11 protein-coding genes and 1 pseudogene are annotated in these 15,721 nt (G+C 71.9%); 3 read left to right on the top strand and 9 right to left on the bottom strand.

Going from position 1 to position 15,721, the window contains the following annotated elements:
- Positions 1 to 984, top strand: a complete 984-nt coding sequence (locus OG534_RS17710; RefSeq protein WP_326589022.1) for a pirin family protein — start codon at positions 1 to 3, stop codon at positions 982 to 984.
- A gap of 28 nt (positions 985 to 1,012) precedes the next feature.
- Here OG534_RS17710 and OG534_RS17705 read toward each other — a convergent pair whose 3' ends face one another.
- The 8 genes and pseudogenes from OG534_RS17705 to OG534_RS17670 all read right to left on the bottom strand — a co-directional run bounded on the left by OG534_RS17705 (position 1,013) and on the right by OG534_RS17670 (position 9,444).
- A complete protein-coding gene (locus OG534_RS17705; RefSeq protein ID WP_326589021.1) occupies positions 1,013 to 2,272 on the bottom strand; it encodes an ABC transporter permease in 1,260 nt (419 codons plus the stop codon).
- A 19-nt stretch (positions 2,273 to 2,291) separates the two neighbouring features.
- Positions 2,292 to 2,987: an ABC transporter ATP-binding protein gene (locus tag OG534_RS17700; RefSeq protein ID WP_326589020.1), complete on the bottom strand. Its 696-nt coding sequence runs from the start codon at positions 2,985 to 2,987 to the stop codon at positions 2,292 to 2,294.
- Positions 2,984 to 4,447, bottom strand: a complete 1,464-nt coding sequence (locus OG534_RS17695) for a peptidoglycan-binding protein (RefSeq protein WP_326589019.1) — start codon at positions 4,445 to 4,447, stop codon at positions 2,984 to 2,986. The genes OG534_RS17700 and OG534_RS17695 overlap by 4 nt, the downstream gene beginning before the upstream one ends.
- 19 nt (positions 4,448 to 4,466) lie before the next feature.
- Positions 4,467 to 4,997, bottom strand: a complete 531-nt coding sequence (locus OG534_RS17690) for a hypothetical protein (RefSeq protein ID WP_326589018.1) — start codon at positions 4,995 to 4,997, stop codon at positions 4,467 to 4,469.
- Positions 4,994 to 5,911: a hypothetical protein gene (locus OG534_RS17685; RefSeq protein WP_326589017.1), complete on the bottom strand. Its 918-nt coding sequence runs from the start codon at positions 5,909 to 5,911 to the stop codon at positions 4,994 to 4,996. Before OG534_RS17685 ends, OG534_RS17690 begins: the two co-directional genes overlap by 4 nt.
- A gap of 103 nt (positions 5,912 to 6,014) precedes the next feature.
- A complete protein-coding gene (locus OG534_RS17680; protein WP_326589016.1) occupies positions 6,015 to 6,320 on the bottom strand; it encodes a hypothetical protein in 306 nt (101 codons plus the stop codon).
- Positions 6,321 to 6,664: 344 nt separating this feature from the next.
- A pseudogene (locus OG534_RS17675) lies at positions 6,665 to 7,181 on the bottom strand (AI-2E family transporter); the annotation flags it as partial.
- 25 nt (positions 7,182 to 7,206) lie between these two features.
- Positions 7,207 to 9,444 (bottom strand): ATP-binding SpoIIE family protein phosphatase, encoded by a 2,238-nt coding sequence (locus OG534_RS17670; RefSeq protein WP_326593680.1) that lies wholly within the window; start codon positions 9,442 to 9,444, stop codon positions 7,207 to 7,209.
- Positions 9,445 to 9,601: 157 nt separating this feature from the next.
- On the opposite strand from OG534_RS17670, the gene aspS reads away from it, so the two are divergent.
- Positions 9,602 to 11,419, top strand: coding sequence for an aspartate--tRNA ligase (aspS, locus tag OG534_RS17665; RefSeq protein WP_326589015.1), 1,818 nt, complete (start codon positions 9,602 to 9,604; stop codon positions 11,417 to 11,419).
- Positions 11,420 to 11,503: 84 nt separating this feature from the next.
- Here aspS and OG534_RS17660 read toward each other — a convergent pair whose 3' ends face one another.
- Complete coding sequence (locus OG534_RS17660) at positions 11,504 to 13,204, bottom strand: VWA domain-containing protein (RefSeq protein WP_326589014.1); 1,701 nt, start codon at positions 13,202 to 13,204, stop codon at positions 11,504 to 11,506.
- Positions 13,205 to 13,615: 411 nt separating this feature from the next.
- Here OG534_RS17660 and OG534_RS17655 point away from each other — a divergent pair, with 411 nt between their 5' ends.
- A complete protein-coding gene (locus OG534_RS17655; RefSeq protein ID WP_326589013.1) occupies positions 13,616 to 15,706 on the top strand; it encodes a PhoX family protein in 2,091 nt (696 codons plus the stop codon).
- The last annotated feature ends 15 nt before the right edge of the window (positions 15,707 to 15,721 follow it).

Raw genomic sequence — 15,721 nt, 5'->3', positions numbered from 1 at the left:
ATGCCCGCAGTGACTGTTGAGAACCCGTTGACGCTTCCGCGCGTGGCCGAGCCGCAGGCGGCCGTCCCCCGCAAGGTGCTCGCCGTCGTCTCCGCGCCCGGTGGCTTCGAGGGTGAGGGATTCCCGGTGCGCCGCGCGTTCGCCGGCATCAACTACCAGTACCTCGACCCGTTCATCATGATGGACCAGATGGGCGAGGTGGAGTACGCGCCGGGCGAGCCCAAGGGCACCCCCTGGCACCCGCACCGCGGCTTCGAGACCGTCACCTACCTGATCGACGGAACCTTCGTCCACCAGGACAGCAACGGTGGCGGCGGAGTCATCAACGGCGGCGACACCCAGTGGATGACCGCCGGGTCGGGCCTCCTGCACATCGAGGCCCCGCCGGAGTCCCTCGTCGTCAGCGGCGGGCTCTTCCACGGCCTCCAGCTGTGGGTGAACCTCCCTGCCTCCGACAAGATGATGCCCCCGCGCTACCAGGACATCGGCGGCGGCCAGGTCCAGCTGCTGACCACCCCGGACGGCGGCTCCCTGCTCCGTGTGATCGCCGGCGAGCTGGACGGCCACGAGGGTCCGGGCATCACCCACACCCCGATCACGATGATCCACGCGACCGTCTCGCCGGGCGCGCAGATCACCCTGCCGTGGCGCAAGGACTTCAACGCGCTGGCGTACGTCCTGGCCGGCCGCGGGTCCGTCGGCGAGGACCGCAGGCCCCTGCGGACCGGGCAGACGGCCGTCTTCGGCGAGGGCGGCTCGATCACGGTGCGGGCGGACGAGTCCCAGGACTCCAACGCCCCGGACCTGGAGGTCGTGCTCCTCGGCGGGCGCCCCATCCGGGAGCCGATGGCGCACTACGGGCCGTTCGTCATGAACAGCCAGCACGAACTGCAGCAGGCGTTCGACGACTTCCAGGCGGGCCGGCTGGGCACCATCCCGACCACCGCGCGGGAGCGGACCAAGTCGGCGGAACAGCACTCCTAGGACACGCGAAGGACAGGGCCCAGCGGCGCTAGCGGCGCAGGGCCTCGGCCGGTTCGGTACGCGAGGCCCGCCACGCCGGATAGAGGCCTGCCAGGACCCCGGTGACCAGTCCGATCAGCGGCGCCACGGCGACGGTGGCCGGCGACATCACCGGGGTCCAGTCGCGCAGGGCCGACACCGCGACCACGGTGAGCGTGCCGAGCGAGGTGCCGACCAGGCCGCCCACCGCGCCCTGGGCCGCGGACTCGGCCAGGAACTGGACCATGATGTGCCGGCCGCGCGCACCGAGCGCCCGGCGCAGGCCGATCTCCCCGGTCCGTTCCAGCACCGCCACCAGCGTGGTGTTGGCGATCCCCACCGCGCCTATGACGAGGCAGATCGCCGCCAGCAGCAGGAACAGCTGGTCCAGGTCGGTGGTGACCCCTGACCGCAGGGACCGCGGATCGGGCGGCGGTACGGGTGCCAGCCAGTCGGGATGGTCCGGGCGCAGGGCGGGCGGCAGCTCCCCGGCCACCTGGCGGGCCGCGCCCAGCTCGGTCACCACCAGCATCCGGGCCCGCTGGGAATTGTCCGGCGGCCCCCACAGCTTCTCGGCGGTCCGCCGGGGCACGACCACCGACAGCAGCAGGTCCGCTTTGCGGTCGGCGCCGGTGGCGATGCCGACCACGGTGAACGGGTGGTCTCCGATGAACACCGCCGGGCGGCTCTCCAGCGTGGTGATGCCCAGGCGGGCGGCCATTGCCGAGCCCACCACCGCCACCTGTTCGGCGCGCCCGTCGTGGAAGTCGTCGAAGCCCCGTCCCGAGCCGAGGGTCAGCCCGGCCGCGCGCAGCATTCCGGGGGAGGCGGCGACCACCGGGATCCGCTCGCCCGTGGCCCCGGCCACCGGGGCCGACCGTACGGTGTTCCCGCCGAGCGGGACCGGCCAGAACACCCCGGCGGCCGTGACCCCGTTCAGGGCGCCCGCGCGGGCGTCGGCGTCGGCGGGGAAGGCGTTCGGCACCTGTTGCGCGAGTTGCGGATCGCCGCGGCCGGCCGTGTCCTCGACCCCGACCTCGGTGGCCGTCATGGCGTTGAACCGGCTGTCGATCTGCGAGGACGCGGTGGCCGTGAGGCCCAGGATCGCCACGAAGGTGCCCACCCCCAGCACCGTGCCGAGGCCCGTGAGGGCGGAGCGGGCGGGGCGCTGGAGCATTCCGGCGAGTGCCTCGGCGAGCAGGTCGCGTGGTGAGAACCGGGAGGGCGTGATGCCGGCCGCGGTTTCGGTGTCCTTCCGTCCCCACCTCACCGTTTCCCCCTCACTGTTGTCATCGGCGGACGACCTCGCCCAGCATCCCGTCGCGGATCGACACGGTCCGCCGGCCCCGCTCGGCCACCCGCGGATCGTGCGTGATGACCAGCAGGGTCAGCCCGTCGGCGTGCAGTTCGTCCAGCAGGGCCAGTACGGAGTCGGCCGTGGCGGTGTCCAGGTTGCCGGTCGGCTCGTCGCACAGCAGCAGCGACGGCTCGGCGACCAGGGCGCGGGCGATCGCCACGCGCTGGCGCTCACCACCGGACATCCGGGTCGGCAGGTGGCCGGTGCGGTGTCCGAGGCCGACCCGGTCGAGCGCGGTACGGGCCCGGTCGGCGCGCTCCGACCGCGGGACGCCGTTGTAGACCATGGCGAGGAGCACGTTCTCCAGGGCGCTGCGGTGCGGCAGGAGGTGGAAGGACTGGAACACGAAGCCGATCCGCTGCCCGCGCAGGGCGGTCCGGTCGCGGTCGCGCAGAGCGCCGGTGTCGATGCCGTCGAGCAGGTACCGGCCGCCGGTCGGGGCGTCGATGAGCCCGGCAACGTTCAGGAAGGTCGACTTCCCGGAGCCGGAGGGGCCGACGACCGTGACGTACTCGCCGCGCTCCACGGTCAGTTCGCAGGGCCGCAGGGCATGGACGGGCGGAGGTCCGGGGTAGGTGAGCCCGACGCCCTCGAAGCGGACGACAGGGGGGAGGCCGGCGCCCGTCATGGCTTCGCCTGGGCGACCAGCACCCGGTCGCCGTCGGCGAGCGTGCCCCCGCCGACCGGATCGACCTGGACCATCCCGTCGGCGGACATCCCGGCCCGCACCTCGACCCGGCGCCGGTCCCCCTGGGCCTGCGGGTCCTTGCCGAGCACCGTGACGGTGGTCCGGCCGTCCGCGCCCGCCGAGATGGCGGACAGCGGCACGATCAGCACCGGCTCCCCCGAGGAGGCGGCGGTCACGGTGAGCCGTACGCCCTGCCCGGTGAGCTGGGGGTCGAGGGCCTGGTCGGGTTTGACCGTCAGGGCGTACCCGCCGGGATTCTGCGGGCTGTCCGGGGCGGCCTGGCCGGAGCCGCCGCCCGTCGGAGCGGCCCCGGCCGCCGCCGGGGTGGGGTCGGCGGCCACCGATTCGACCGTCGCGGCGGCGCTCAGGCCGGTGGCCTCGGACAGCAGCTGGACCTTCATCCCCGGTTTCACGAGGTCCTTCTGGTGGGCCGGGAGGGAGGCCCGGATGACCGGGGCGCCCGCCGAGATGCTCAGCAGGGACTCCGGGACGGGCTCGCCGACCGATGCCTTCACCGCGTCCACCCGCGCGGGGAACCCCTTGACGAAGACCAGCTCGTCGGCCGGGACCATGGGGCCGGCCGACGCCCGGGCCGTGTCCAGCCGGGACTTGGCCTTGGCCAGGTCCTGCTGGGCGAAGGTGAGCTGCAGCTGGGCCTCCGAGACGTTGCCGCCACCCTCCTTGGCCGTCTTCAGGGCGTTCTTCGTCGTGGTGACCTGCCGCTCGGCCGTGTCCCTCGCGTCCTCGGCCGCCCGTACGTTCTCCGCGTCGGCCGGATCGGCGGGCCGCGGGGCGTGTCCGAGCGCGGTGTAGAAGGCGGTGACCGCCGCCTTCGTCCCGGAGCCGTAGGTGCCGACCGGGTCCGCGCCGGTGGGGTGCCCCAGTGCCGTGAGTCCCTGCTGAAGCTGTCCCACGTCCTTGCCGGTGGCGCCGGGCTTCAGGTCCCTGTACACGGGCAGCGCGCCGGCCAGCGTGAACACGGGCCGTCCCGAGACCTCCAGGAGCACCTCGCCGGCCTGTACGGCCGTACCGGGCTGCTTGCTGACCCGGGTGACCACGGGCTTCGCGCCCGTCGCGGCCCCCGCGCCCGCGCCGGGCGTGACGGTCAGGGTCTGCTCGGCGGTCACGGTGCCGCGCACGACCACCGACGAGGTGAGCACCCGCCGTTCCACCCGGTCGGCGAGCACGGAGGCGGGCGGCGGCGCGGCGTCGGCGGCGACCTGCGAGGGGGAGCGGATGGTGGTGGCGACGACAACCCCGGCCCCGGTGAGCACGACCGCGCCGGCGACGACCCAGATCAGGATGCGGCGGCGGCTGCCGAGTGAGGACGGCGCGTCCACCTCCCCGGTCGTGCCGGCCACACCGGCCTCTCCGGGAGAGTCGGGCTCTTCATGTTTCACGTGAAACCCACTTCTCGTTTCAACAGTTCTCGCCGAGTACGTCGACCGAGCCGACCTTCCAGGGGGCGCCCTCACGTTCGCGGATCATGGTGAAGGCACCCTGCTGGGAGGGCTTGTCCTCCAGCTGGTCGATCGGCCGGCCGGTCGCGGAATCGTGGATCAGCCAGCGGTCCAGGTCGACGCAGTCGTGCACCACCCGGGTGTGCTCGCCGGTCGTCTCCATACCGGTGACGCGGTGGCCGACCTCGCCGAGCAGGACCTGCCCCGACTCCTTCGACTGGGCCAGGTTGTCGCGCAGCTCCCGCAACTGCCTTCCGGCGGCCACCTGTTCCAGGCCCGGATCCTGTGGGTCGGGTGTCCGGTTCGCCGCGAGCCAGGTGGTCCAGTACGTGTCGTACGCCCGCGTCACGTCCGCGCTCGGCGGCCCGGCCGAGGAGCGGGGCGGGTCGTCCGCCCCGGGGGTGCCGGAGGCGGCCTTCGTGCACCCGGTCGCCAGGGCCAGTACCAGGACCAGCAGCGACGCGGGCAGAACGGCTGCCGGGGCCCTCACGCGGAACCGTCCTGGAGGACCTTCTGGGCGAACCTGACCTGCTCGCCCAGGCGCTTCTTCTCCTGGTCCAGGCCCTCCTTGTGACGTTCGACCAGGCCGTTCTGGTAGGCGGTGAGGACGGCCGTCCAGGTGTCGGTGAGCTTGGTCCGCTGCTTGCAGGACACGTCCGTGGTGGCGGCGGTGATCTCCTCGGAGGTGACCGGCCCGGTCCATCGGGTGCCCTCCATCTGCTGGAGCTCCCAGGGGTTGCTCACCTGGAAGCCCGCCTCGCGCATGCAGGTGCTCCACTGGGTGATGCCCGCGGTGATCCGGCTGTCGCCCCGGGCCCGGTCGCCGGCCTGCTGGACGAGTTCGTCGAGCAGTTTGGTGCCGCTCTCGGTGCTCTTCGGATACAGCTTGCGGGTGGCCTCGCCCGAGCAGCCGCCTTCAGGAGCTCCGGGGTACGGCGGCGCCCCGTCCTGCGCTCCGAAGAGGGCGGCCGTCTCGTTCGGATCGCGTTTGGTACCGGCCTCCGATCCGCGGTCCGGTAATGCGCCGGACCGGTAACCGGATTTCTTCGCGGATTCCGCATCCACCAGGCCGATTCCGCTGGTGGTCGGCTTGGCGGTGGTGTTGGCGTAGGTACTCGAATTCTTGAAGGAGGCGAATCCGACGCGACGCATACAGGATTCGGTGAGGATGTCCTGCGCCTGCTCCATCACCTTTTGCTGCGCCTTGTCGAACGAGTAGGCGTCGAGGGGGAGCGTGGCGTTCGCGGGGTCCGGCTGCGGGCTGACGGTCACCTGTGGTTCGGCCGAGGGCCCGGCCGATCCGCCCTGTTCCGGGCCTGCCGGGTCGGCGGTGCAGGCGCTGAGCGCCGCGGCCGCGACGGCGCCGGCGATCAGCAGGGGCAGCCGTTGGCGCGCGTGGAGCACGATCAGCCTTTCCGTGGTGGGACGGGGGCCGTACACTGCCCGGCGCGCCCGGGGCCGGGACCGATTCCAGCGGTCCCGGCCCCGGGTACGCGCGGGCGCCTGATCAGCAGGGGGTCTTGGCCCACTTGGTGAGCAGGGTCATCGAGCTGTAGCCGGTGACGCTGGTGTTGTTGTTGCGGTGCTTGTCCCACCACTTGTTGCCGTTGATGACGGTGCCCGCCTTGTAGCAGATGGGCGTGATGGTGTGGCTCCGGTAGCCGAGGCCGTTGATCGCCGACGTGGTCGTGGAGTTGGCGCGGATCCGCACCCCGTCCTCGGTGTAGTCGCCGGCGTGGGCGGCGGTGACCGACCCCATGACGATCGCAACGGTGGAAAGCGCCACCGCGCTGAGCTTTGCTGCCTTGCGCACGCTGTCTCCTCTTTGATGATCGGACACGTTCATGTGCAGCCCGAGAGGAATTCCAGCGTTCGGATCCCCCCGGTCCGGAGAGAGACGATGGCACGAACATTTATTTCGTGCCAGGGGACATCGGGGATCCGGCCGAGAGCGGCCGGAATGCTTCTTCCCCCGCCCGCGCGGACGTTCACAGGTGTAATGATCCATTTCGCCATAGTCGCAGGAGAGCGCCTGCAGGAAATGCGACGGTCCCCGATTCTCCGCGAACGGATGATCGGGGACCGCTTCGGGGTTGGCCGAAAATATTCGCCATCCGGCGCGACCCGGACCCTCGGCTTTCGCCGTGCCCCGGCTTCCTCGGCTTCCGAGTACTGGGCCCGCAGTTCCGAGATCACCCCGAAGACGGCCGCCGTCAGCGGGACCGCCAGCAGCATCCCCAGGATCCCGGCGACGCTCGCCCCGGCGGTGATGGCCGGCATCACCACGGCCGGGTGCTCTGCACCGTGCGGCTCTGCACCACGCGCTGCAGTATGTACCCCTCGATCATCTGGACCAGGAGCACCAGGCCCAGCGCCCACAGCCCGATGACCCAGCCCCGGTCGGCGAAGGCGACGAGGGTGCGAGGACGACGATGTACGTGGCGCCGCCGACGACGGCGACCACCGCGAGGCAGGTCAGGGCCGCGGCGAGCGAGCGGTTCATCTTCATCCGGACCAGGCGCCGGTGCATCGGCCCGAGCAGGGCGGTGCCGAGCACGGCCAGCAGTACGGGCGTGACGGCGGTCTGGAAGACGATGCACAGCCATACGCCGACGGCGAGGACCGCGGTGACGAGCAGCGCGACGGCGGACCAGGCGACACCGCTGTATCCCATCACGGTCCGCCGCGCCCGCCCCGGGCTAGAGCGCCGGTTCGGTGTCCGCCTTCGCCTGTTCGTGCAGCTCGAACCAGATCGACTTGCCCTCGCCGCGCGGGTCCACGCCCCAGCCGTCGGCCAGCATCTCCATCAGCAGCACCCCGCGGCCGCTGGACGACATCTCGCCCGGGTGCCGCTTGTGCGGGAGCTCGTCGCTGGAGTCCGCGACCTCGATGCGCAGCCGCCGCACGCCCAGCTCGCCCACCGCCTCCGCGACCAGCAGCGCGTCGCCGTCGGTGTGCGTCAGTACGTTCGTCACCATCTCGGAGACCATCAGCACCGCCGAGTCGACCTGGTCGGCGTCGGCCCAGTCGTGCAGCAGCTCGCGGATCTGCCGGCGGGCGCCCGCGATCCGTTCCGGTTCCGCCTGGGCCACCGTCAGTACCGTGCGGCGCGCGGGGCGGGCCGGGTGCAGCAGCGGGGTGCCGCAGCCGCAGCCCTCGCCCTCGCGGCACAGCAGCACCACGGCTATGTCGTCCTCGCGCCGGTCGGCCAGCGGGCCGGTGGTGTGGTGCGAGGACGGTCCGTGCACGGCCTGGACCAGCAGGTCGGCCAGTCTTTCGAGGTGCGGTGCCTCGAACTGCCCGGCGCCTTGGCCGCCCTGGCCGCCCTCGGGCAGGTGCGTGTCCGACTCCAGGACCGTGCGCAGCCGCGCCCAGCCGGTGTCCAGGTCGTGCCCGCCGGTCTCGATGAGGCCGTCGGTGCAGAGCATCATCGTCTCGCCGGGTTCCAGGGTGAACCGGGTGGTGGGGTAGTCGGTGTCGGGGACGATCCCGAGGGGGAGTCCGCCCGCGGTGGGGCGCATCATGACGGTGCCGTCCGTCATCCGGATCGCGGGGTCGGGGTGGCCGGCGCGGGCCACCTCCAGCATGCCGGTCTTCGGGTCGCACTCCACGTACAGGCAGGTCGCGAACCGCGGGCTCTGGAAGTCCGCGTCGACGTCGGCGCCCTCGTACGGGTCGGACTCGTGCGAGGAGCACAGCCCTGCGAGGAAGCGGGAGGCGCGGGAGAGCACCGCGTCCGGGCGGTGGCCCTCGGACGCGTACGCCCGCACGGCGATCCGCAGCTGGCCCATCAGGCCGGCCGCCCGGACGTCGTGGCCCTGCACGTCGCCGATGACCAGCGCGAACCGGCCCGACGGCAGCGGGATCATGTCGTACCAGTCGCCGCCGACCTGGAGGCCGCCGCCCGTCGGGACGTACCGGGCCGCGATCCGCATGCCGGGGATCTCCGGGCCGAGCTGCGGCATCATCGACCGTTGGAGGCCGGTGGTGAGTTCCCGCTCGGATTCGGCCACGCCGGCGCGCTGGAGCGCCTGCGCGAGCATCCGGGCCACGGTCGTCAGCACGGACCGCTCGTCGGGGGAGAAGGACGCGGGGTGCTTGAACGCGGCCATCCAGGCGCCCATGGTCCGCCCGGCCACGATCAGCGGCAGGAAGGCCCAGGACACCCGGTCGAAGCGCTGGGCGAGCGGCCAGGCGGCCGGGAAGCGCCGTTTGTAGTCCTCGGGGGTGGGCAGGTAGATGGCCCGGCCGGTACGGACGACCTCCGCGGCCGGGTAGTCGGTGTCCAGCGGCATGTCCGTGAAGGGGCCCTCGTCCCCCGGATCGTGCCCGTGGTGTCCGATGATCGACAGCCGGTCCCCGGCCACACCGAAGACGGCCAGCCCGTCCGGGTTGAAGCCCGGCATCGACAGCGAGGCCGCGACCCGCAGCACCTCCGCCGTGGACCGGGCCTCCGCCAGCGCCCGTCCCGCGTCCAGCAGGAAGGCCTCACGGGAGCGCCGCCAGTCGCCCGTGATGGGGGTGTGCGCGGCCGTGGTGCCGGGCTGGGGCTCGGCGATCTCCTGGATGGTGCCGATCAGCTCGTAGTCCGGGGTCCCTCCCCCAGACTCCGTCCGGGGGGACCCCCCTGCCGACCGGTTCTCCAGCGGTTTGGAGCGGCTGCGCACGGTCCGCAGGACCCGGCCGTCCACGTCCATGATCCTGAGCCGGGCCTCGGCGAGCGTGCCCTCGGCCACGGCCAGGTTCACGATCCCGTTGATCTCGTTCCAGTCGACCGGGTGGAAGCGGGAGCGTACGGAGACCTCCGGCAGCACCACGGGCTCGGCGGGCAGCCCGAGGAGCCGGGCGGCCTCGCTGTCGAGCGTGACCGTCCCGGAGGCGTTGTCCCACCGCCACAGGCCCGTCGCGATGGCGGCCAGGACGTCCTCGGTGCGCACCCGGCCATCTTTACAGGTCATATCCGTTACGTGCCTGTTCGGGCAGCCGCCGGACGCATTTGCGCAGGCTGGAGGGAGTGCCCGACCCGTGACCATCCCGGACGGTAACCTTGGGACGGTTGAATCCACCCTGGTATCGCGTAGAACTGGATGACTGATGCATCGGTACAGGTCCCACACCTGCGGCGAGCTCCGCGCCTCTGACGTCGCCGCCGACGTCCGACTGAGCGGCTGGCTGCACAACCGTCGAGACCTGGGCGGCATCCTCTTCATCGATCTGCGGGACCACTACGGCATCACGCAGCTGGTCGCCCGGCCCGGCACCGCCGCCAACGAGGCGCTGAGCAGCGTCACGAAGGAGACGGTCGTCCGCATCGACGGCAAGGTCGTCTCCCGCGGCGCGGACAACGTCAACCCGGAGCTGCCGACCGGCGAGATCGAGATCGAGGTCGCCGAGGTCGAGGTGCTCGGCGCGGCCGCCCCGCTGCCCTTCACGATCAACACCGACGACGGTGTGAACGAGGAGCGGCGCCTGGAGTACCGCTTCCTCGACCTGCGCCGCGAGCGCATGCACCGCAACATCATGCTGCGCTCGGCCGTGATCGCCGCGATCCGTCACAAGATGGTGGCCCTCGGCTTCAACGAGATGGCGACCCCGATCCTCACCGCGACCTCCCCCGAGGGCGCCCGTGACTTCGTGGTGCCGTCCCGCCTGAACCCGGGCAGGTTCTACGCCCTGCCGCAGGCCCCGCAGCAGTTCAAGCAGCTGCTGATGATCTCCGGCTTCGACCGCTACTTCCAGATCGCGCCCTGCTTCCGCGACGAGGACGCCCGCGCCGACCGTTCGCCGGGCGAGTTCTACCAGCTCGACGTGGAGATGTCCTTCGTCGAGCAGGAGGACGTCTTCCAGCCGATCGAGCGCCTGATGACCGAGCTCTTCACCGAGTTCGGCAACGGTCGCGAGGTCACCTCGCCGTTCCCGCGGATCCCGTTCCGCGAGTCGATGCTGAAGTACGGCAACGACAAGCCCGACCTGCGCGCCAAGCTGGAGCTCGTCGACATCACCGACGTGTTCGAGGGCTCGGAGTTCAAGGCGTTCGCCGGCAAGCACGTGCGCGCCCTGGCCGTCCCGGACACCGCCGCGCAGCCGCGCAAGTTCTTCGACGGCCTCGGCGAGTACGCGATCTCGCTGGGCGCCAAGGGCCTGGCCTGGGTGCGGGTGGGCGAGGACGGCGGGCTGACCGGCCCGATCGCCAAGTTCCTCACCGAGAAGAACCTCAAGGTCCTCACCGAGCGCCTGGGCCTGGTCCCCGGCCACGCCGTGTTCTTCGGCGCGGGCGACTTCGACGAGGTCTCCAAGATCATGTCCGGCGTTCGCGTCGAGGCGGCCAAGCGTGCCGGCCAGTTCGAGGAGAACGTCTTCCGCTTCTGCTGGATCGTCGACTTCCCGATGTACGAGAAGGACGAGGAGACCGGCAAGATCGACTTCTCCCACAACCCCTTCTCCATGCCTCAGGGCGGCATGAAGGACCTGGAGGAGAAGGACCCGCTCGACATCCTGGCCTGGCAGTACGACATCGTCTGCAACGGCATCGAGCTGTCCTCCGGCGCCATCCGCAACCACGAGCCCGAGGTCATGCTGAAGGCCTTCGAGATCGCCGGGTACGAGGCCGAGACCGTCGAGCGCGAGTTCGCGGGCATGCTGCGCGCGTTCCGCCTGGGCGCCCCGCCGCACGGTGGCATCGCCCCGGGCGTGGACCGCATCGTGATGCTGCTGGCCGACGAGCCGAACATCCGCGAGACGATCGCCTTCCCGCTGAACGGCAACGCGCAGGACCTGATGATGGGCGCGCCGACGGTGCTGGAGGAGGCCCGTCTGCGCGAGCTGAACATCGCGCTGCGCAAGCCGGTCGAGACGAAGCCGGCCGACGCCAAGCCGATCGCCGAGGCCGTCCACCCGGACGCCGCGCGGTAGTCGGACCGGTCGTGACGAAGGGCCCGGGATCTGATGATCCCGGGCCCTTCGGTCGTTCGTTCTCCGGCCCAGGGGCCGTTTTCCCTAGAAGCGCTCCAGGATGCCCTTGAGGAGGGCGGCGGAGGTCAGCTCGGCGGGGGCGGGGCCGGCGTGGAAGAAGCCGGCGTTCTCGGCGTCCAGCTTGCGCAGGAAGTCGAAGGCCTTGGCATCGTGGTCGCCGAAGGCGACGAACTGCCAGTGGACGTCCGGAGCCGAGCCGGCCGCGTCGGTCAGGGCCTGCCGGGCGGGCTGGCGGTTGTCGGGCGCGCCGTCCGTCTGGAAGACGACCAGGGCCGGGCCCTCGCCGCCGTCCTTCTGGTAGCGCTCGAGGACGGCCTCGACGGCCACGTGGTAGCTGGTGCGGCCCATCCGGCCGAGCTCGGCGTGGCGGGCCTCGACCCAGGCCCCGTCGTGCCCGTCGAGGGACAGGTCGGCGGTGCCGTCCACCTCCGTGGAGAAGAACACGGTGTGCACGGTCGCCTCGTCGTCGAGGTGCGCGGCGAGGGCGAGGGCGTGGTCGGCGAGGTACTGGGCGCTGCCGTCCTTGTAGAACCCGCGCATCGACCCGGACCGGTCCAGGACGAGATACACCTTCGCGCGCGCCCCGGGCTTGCCCTTGCCGCGGAGCACCTGGCCGGCGGCCTTGTACGCGGCGAGGACCTCGGGCGCGCGCCGCCGCACGACGGCCAACGCCTGCGCGGGCCCGTCAGCGGCCTCCTCCTCCGCGGCCAGGGCGTCGGCCTCCGCCTCGACCTCGACCTCGGCCTCGGCCTCGACCTCGACCTCGGCCTCGGCCTCGACCTCGACCTCGACCTCGGCCTCGGCCTCGACCTCGGCCTCGGCCTCGGCGGCGACCGGCTCGACGACGGCCTCGTCCTGCGCCTCGGGCGCGGTGGCCTCGGCGGCGACCGGCTCGACGACGGCCTCGTCCTCAGCCTGCGCCGCGGCCTCGCTCTCAGCCTCGGACTGCTCCGCGGCGGTGGCTTCGGCCGCCGCCGGTTCGGCCTCGGGCTGCGCCTCCGGCGTGGTGGCGGGCTCGTCCGCAGAAACGTCCTGCGCCTGCGGCGCGGTGGCCTCGGGCGCGGCTTCGGCCTCGGGCTGCTCCGCAGCGGGGGCGGTGTCCGCCTCCGGCGCGGTGGCCTCGGCGGCGACCGGCTCGGCGGCGGCCTCGTCCTGCGCCTCCGGCGCGGTCGTCTCGGCGGCCGCCGGCTCCGCTTCGGGTGCGATGGCCTCGGCGGCAGCCGTCTCCGGCGCCTCGGGCGCGGTAGCGGCGGGCTCGTCCGCCTGCGCCTGCGGCGCGACGGCCTCGGGCGCGGTGTCGGCCTCGGGCTGCTCCGCAGCGGCGGCGTCCGCCTCCGGCGTGGTCGCCCCGGCGGCAGTCGGCTCCGTTTCGGGCGCGGTGGCCTCGGCGGCAGCCGGTTCTGCCAAAGGCTCGTCATGCGCCTCGGCGGTAGCCGGCTCCGCCTCCGGTGAGGTGGTGGGCTCCGCAGCGGGCGGAATGTCCGCCTTCGGGGCGGTCTCGGCGGTAGCCGACTCCGCCTTGGCGGCAGCCGGTTCCGCCTCCGTCGCGGGCGACGGGTTGTCCGGGCCGGGCTTCGCCGCAGGCGCACGGCGGGCTTCCGGCACCGTCGGGTCCGCCGCCGGCGCGGGGGCCGTGAGGACCGTGCCGGACTCCCGGTCCCGGGGAGCGGACTGAGGGGGAACAGTGGGGTTGTCGAAGGACGCCGCCACCAGTTCGGCAGCCACGTCCAGGGGCGTACGTTCCGCCTGGTTGGGGACAGCGGCCGAGGGGGCGTCCGTAGTGTCCGGAACGGGTTCTTCAGACCGTCCGAACACCTTGCGCAACAAGCTCCGAATACCCATGGGCCAGGCCTTTCGCATGAGTGCGTGCGTCATTTGTCCGTGCTGCGCGGATGATCCCTGCCCAGAGTGGACACGTAAGGTTATCGGCCGCCCGGCTGGATCTTCGGCAGGGGCGCCTTTCGTGGCGTCCGGCTCCCAAAGGCACCCACACCGCCCGCGAACTGCCGCACCGACGTGCCGGGTTCACCGACCGTTCATCCCCGCGCCGCCGCTTCGGCGCAACCCGGGCCTAGCGTCGCGGCTGGATTGTTCCGACACGTTGTCGGCGCCCACGCAGCTACTCGGAGGACACTCGTGCGCAAGCTTCTGCCGTTCATCGGCAACCCGCATGGGAGCGGCCGGTCCGCTCTCACCTGTCGTTACCGCTGTGGCGACGCCTGCTTCCACGAGGTGCCGAACACAAGCGACAACGAGTACGTCGGCGACGTCATAGCCCGCGCCTACTCCCGCCGCTCGATGCTGCGTTCCGCCGCCGTCGTGACGGTCGCCACCGCCGCTGGTACCGCCGTGGCCCTCAGCGGCCCGGGCCAGACCGCCAGCGCCACCCCCGCCGGCGAGGCCGACGCCGCCCGCGCCGGCAAGAACGGCGAGGCCGCCCGTGGTCTGCGCTTCAAGTCCGTCGCGCCGAACACCGACGACAAGGTCACCGTCCCCGAGGGCCACGACCAGAATGTCGTGATCCGCTGGGGCGACCCGATCGTCAAGGGCGCCCCGGGCTTCAACCCCGACAAGCAGACCGCTGCCGCGCAGGCCGGTCAGTTCGGCTACAACAACGACTTCCTGAGCCTGCTCCCGCTCGGTGGCGACTACGAGCGCCAGCAGCTGCTCGTGGCCAACCACGAGTACACCGACGAGCACCTCATGTTCAAGGCGTACGACCCGGCCAACCCGACCCGCGAGCAGGTCGAGATCGCCTGGGCCGCGCACGGCCTGTCCGTGGTCGTCGTCCAGGAGGACCACCGCAGCGGCAAGCTGACCGCGGTGAGCCGCCACCACCTCAACCGCCGTCTGACCGCCACCAGCGAGTTCCGGATGACCGGTCCGGCCGCGGGCAGCGCCCTGCTGAAGACCTCGGTCGACCCCTCCGGCACGAAGGTGCTCGGCACCCTCAACAACTGCGCCGGCGGCACGACCCCGTGGGGCACCACCCTGCACGGCGAGGAGAACTTCAACCAGTACTTCGGCAACGCCGGCCAGGTCACCGAACCCGTCCAGGCCGCCCGTCTGAAGCGCTACGGCATGACCACCGGCGCCACCGAGCGCAAGTGGGAGCGGTTCGACAAGCGCTTCGACGTGGCCCAGGAGCCCAACGAGTCCCACCGCCACGGCTGGGTCGTCGAGCTGGACCCGTACGACGTGAACTCCGTCCCGCGCAAGCGCACCGCGCTCGGCCGCTTCAAGCACGAGGCCGCGCAGCCCCGCCTGACCGAGGACGGCCGTCCGGTCGTCTACATGGGCGACGACGAGCGCTTCGACTACTTCTACAAGTTCGTCTCGTCGAAGCAGATGAAGAAGGGCAATTCGCGCGCGGCGAAGGAGCACAACCTCACGCTGCTCGACGAGGGCACCCTCTACGTCGCGAAGCTCACCGGCGACTCCCCGGCCGCCGAGCTCGACGGCTCCGGCAAGCTCCCCACCGACGGTGAGTTCGACGGCTCCGGCGTGTGGATCAAGCTCGCCACCGGCAACGTCTCGCACGTCGAGGGCATGACCGCCGACGAGGTGTACGTCTTCACACGCCAGGCCGCCGACAAGGTGGGCGCCACCAAGATGGACCGCCCCGAGGACGTCGAGCCCTCCCCGCGCACCGGCCGCGTCTACGTCGCGCTGACGAACAACACCGACCGCGGCAAGCCCGGCAAGGCGGAGGGGGCGACCGAGGCCAACCCGCGCAACCTGAACAAGCACGGCCAGATCCTGGAGCTCGCCGAGAACTTCGACGACCCGGCCGGCGACGGCTTCGCCTGGCGGCTCTTCCTGGTCGCGGGCGACCCGAACGACCCGGCGACCTACTTCGCGGGCTTCCCGAAGGACAAGGTCAGCCCGATCTCCTGCCCGGACAACGTGGCCTTCGACCCGCACGGCAACCTGTGGATCTCCACGGACGGCAACCAGCTCGGCTCCCACGACGGCCTGTTCGGCGTCGCGACGGCCGGTGAGCGCCGCGGTGAGCTGAAGCAGTTCCTGACGGTGCCGCGCGGCGCCGAGACCTGCGGCCCGGTCATCCAGGACAAGCGCGTCCTGGTCGCCGTCCAGCACCCGGGCGAGATCGACGGCGCGTCCGTCGAGAAGCCGCAGTCGGTGTGGCCCGACGGCCCCGGCAAGATCGTCCGCCCGGCCGTCGTCTCGGTCTGGCGCAAGGACGGCAAGAACATCGGCGTCTGATCCCGTTGTTGGGTC

The sequence above is a fragment of the Streptomyces sp. NBC_01294 genome (genome assembly GCF_035917235.1).
Taxonomy (GTDB): domain Bacteria; phylum Actinomycetota; class Actinomycetes; order Streptomycetales; family Streptomycetaceae; genus Streptomyces; species Streptomyces caledonius.
This window is presented reverse-complemented; position numbering and strand designations above follow the sequence as displayed.